General features: G+C 68.1%; 2 protein-coding genes. One reads left to right on the top strand and one right to left on the bottom strand.

The annotated features are described in order from the left end of the window. Window positions 1-22: 22 nt before the first annotated feature. On the bottom strand, window positions 23-1,318 hold the full coding sequence (locus tag HW445_RS25240; protein WP_180223219.1) for an ABC transporter substrate-binding protein: 1,296 nt from the start codon (window positions 1,316-1,318) through the stop codon (window positions 23-25). A gap of 315 nt (window positions 1,319-1,633) precedes the next feature. Between HW445_RS25240 and HW445_RS25235 the strand changes: the two genes are divergently transcribed. Then, a partial coding sequence (locus HW445_RS25235; protein ID WP_180223218.1) for a xylan 1,4-beta-xylosidase occupies window positions 1,634-2,816 on the top strand: 1,183 nt, incomplete at its 3' end.

The raw sequence follows: 2,816 nt of genomic DNA, 5'->3' as shown, positions 1-2,816 counted from the left end.
TGCGGGGAGTCGTGCGCCGGCCTCAGCCCTTCGCCGCGGCGGCGTTGGTGTCCTTGGCGATGTCGGCGCCGGTGCCCTTGCCGGCCAGCAGGTTCACGACGGCGGTGTTCATGGCGTTGCCGACGTTCTGGCCGTACACGGTGTCCAGGAACATCATCGTGTAGGAGGCCTTGTTGAAGGCCTCGAGCGCCGAGACGTTGTAGGGCTCGGTGACGACGTCCTGGGCGTCCTTGTTCACCGGGATCGTGTAGAAGGCCTTGGCGTAGGCCTTCTGCTGGTCCTTGGTGACCAGGAACTGGAGGAAGCCGAAGGCCTCCTTCGGCGCGTCCTTGGACAGGGAGTACCCGCCCCCGCCGCCCATGAGTGCGGTCGGGTCGCCCTGGCCGCCCTCGACGGCGGGGAAGGGGAACCAGCCCAGGTCGGGGAGCGACTTCTTGTCCGGGGTCAGGCTGGCGATCACACCGGGCTGCCAGGTTCCCATGAGTTCCATGGCCGCCTTGTGATTGGCGACCATGCCCGCCGACGAACCGGCGCCCTGCTGCGATGGGGTGGTCAGAAAGCCCTTCTGGAAGGGTTCGACCTGGAGGAAGTTCTCCAGGTCCTCACCCGCCTCGGTCCAGCACGGGTCGTCGAACTCGAGCGTCTCGGCGGCCTTGTTCATGGCGTCCTGGCTGCAGTGGCGCAGTGCGAAGTTGTAGTACCAGTGGGCGGCCGGCCAGGCGTCCTTGGCGCCGACCGCGATCGGCGCGACGCCGATCCCCTTCAGCTTGGCGACGGCCTCCTCGAGCTCGGGCATCGTCCTCGGGGGCTCGGCGATGCCGGCCTTCTCGAACAGTTCCTTGCTGTAGTAGATGCCTTCGGGCTGTGTGTCGGTCGGCATCGCGTAGACCTTGCCGTCGATCGAATTGCCCGCGACAGCCGCCGTGCCCACGTTCGCCTTGTCGGTGGCGGTGAGCTCCAGCGCCTGGATCTGGCCGGCCTCGACCATGGCCCGCATCTTGCCACCGCCGCGCTGCAGGAAGATGTCCGGTGCGGTGTCCGAATTGAGAGCCGTCTGCAGCTTGCCGTCGAAGTCCTCGTTCTGGATCGGCTGGAGCTTGATCGTGACGTTCGGGTGCAGCGAGTGGTACTCCTTCACGGCCGCCTTGAAGTACTCGTCACCGGGCCCGGGCATGGCGTTCTCCCAGAAGGTCAGGGTGACCTTTCCGCCGGACGGACCCTCGCCGCCGGTGTCGCCGCCACCCGCGCAGCCCGTGGCGACGAGCGCGATACCCAGGCCCACCGCGGTGGCCGTCGCCCAGCGCGTCTTCCTCGTCATCGTGGAACTCCCTGATCTGTCGTCATGGAGACCTCAAGCCGCAGTTTTTGCGCAAACTAATGGCCGTCCGTCAAGTCGCAGCAATGTCTACCGTGTAGAACAAGGAAGGGACCACCCACAGTTTGCGCAGGTTGCTCAATCGTTACTGGGCTGTGCGGCGGCGGGGCCCGAGGCCTTGACACCGTTTTCGACGGCTCCCTAGGGTGCGCAGAACCTCTCGCGGGCGCACGCCGACGACCCGGCGTCCATCCCGGCACCCCGCAGCCCTGACCTCGCACCCCGCACCCCGCACCGCAGCAAAGGACCGCCACCACCATGCGGATCGTCGTTCCCGGCCGGCCGACAGCCCAGCTCTCCGACGCGTGGCGTCACTGCGTGGGCACGGGCCGGCTCGACCTCGCGCTGCGGCGTGACTACCAGGACTCGCTCGACCTCGTGCAGAAGGAGATCGGTTTCCGGCACATCCGGGGCCATGGCCTGCTGAGTGACGGGATGGGCGTCCACCGGCCCTACGACCACGCCGGCGAGCGGCGCGTGCGCCACGCCTTCACCTATCTCGACCAGGTGGTGGACGCCTACCTCGGGAAGGGCATCGCGCCCTTCCTCGAACTGGGCTTCATGCCGTCCGGGCTGGCTTCCGGCGACGACACCGTGTTCTGGTGGAAGGGCAACATCACGCCTCCCCGCGACGAGAGGGAATGGGCGGACCTGGTCCGCGCCGTCGTCGGGCACCTGGTGGACCGCTACGGCATCGAACAGGTACGCCGGTGGCCGATCGAGGTGTGGAACGAACCCAATCTGGCGCCCTTCTGGGCGGCCGACCAGGACGCGTACCACCGCCTCTACGAGGTGACCGCGCTGGCCGTCAAGGAGGTCGACGCCGAACTCCAGGTCGGTGGACCCTCGTTGGCACCCGGTTACCAGGACGAGTGGATCCGGCGCTTCGCCGAGTTCGTCGAAGGCCGCGACCTGCCGATCGACTTCGTGAGCCGCCACGCCTACTCCTCCGGCCCTGAGCAGCACGTGCCGTTCGGCACACATCAGACACTCATGCCGGCGTCCACGCTGCTCGCGCAGTTCGGCGCCCCCCGGGAGCAGTTGGCGGGCACCCGGCTCGCGGACCTGCCGATCCACATCACCGAGTTCAACTCCTCGTACCGGCCGGACAACCCGATCCACGACACCGCGTTCCACGCGGCGTACCTCGCCCCGGTGCTGGCGTACGGGGGCGATGTCGCGGACTCCTTCTCCTACTGGACGTTCAGCGACGTGTTCGAGGAGACGGGCATCCCCACCGCGCCGTTCCACGGCGGGTTCGGTCTGCTGACGCACCGCCAGATCAAGAAGCCCACCTACCACCTGTACGCCTTCATGTCCGAGATGGGCGAGCAGGTCCTGTCCCGGGGAGAGGACCACCTGGTGACGCGGCACGGCGACGGCCGGGTCACGGTGCTCGCCTGGGCGCCGGCCGACCCGGCCGGCGGCGAGCCCGTGGACG

The sequence above is a fragment of the Streptomyces sp. UH6 genome (assembly GCF_013421635.1).
GTDB lineage: Bacteria > Actinomycetota > Actinomycetes > Streptomycetales > Streptomycetaceae > Streptomyces > Streptomyces abyssomicinicus.
This window is presented reverse-complemented; position numbering and strand designations above follow the sequence as displayed.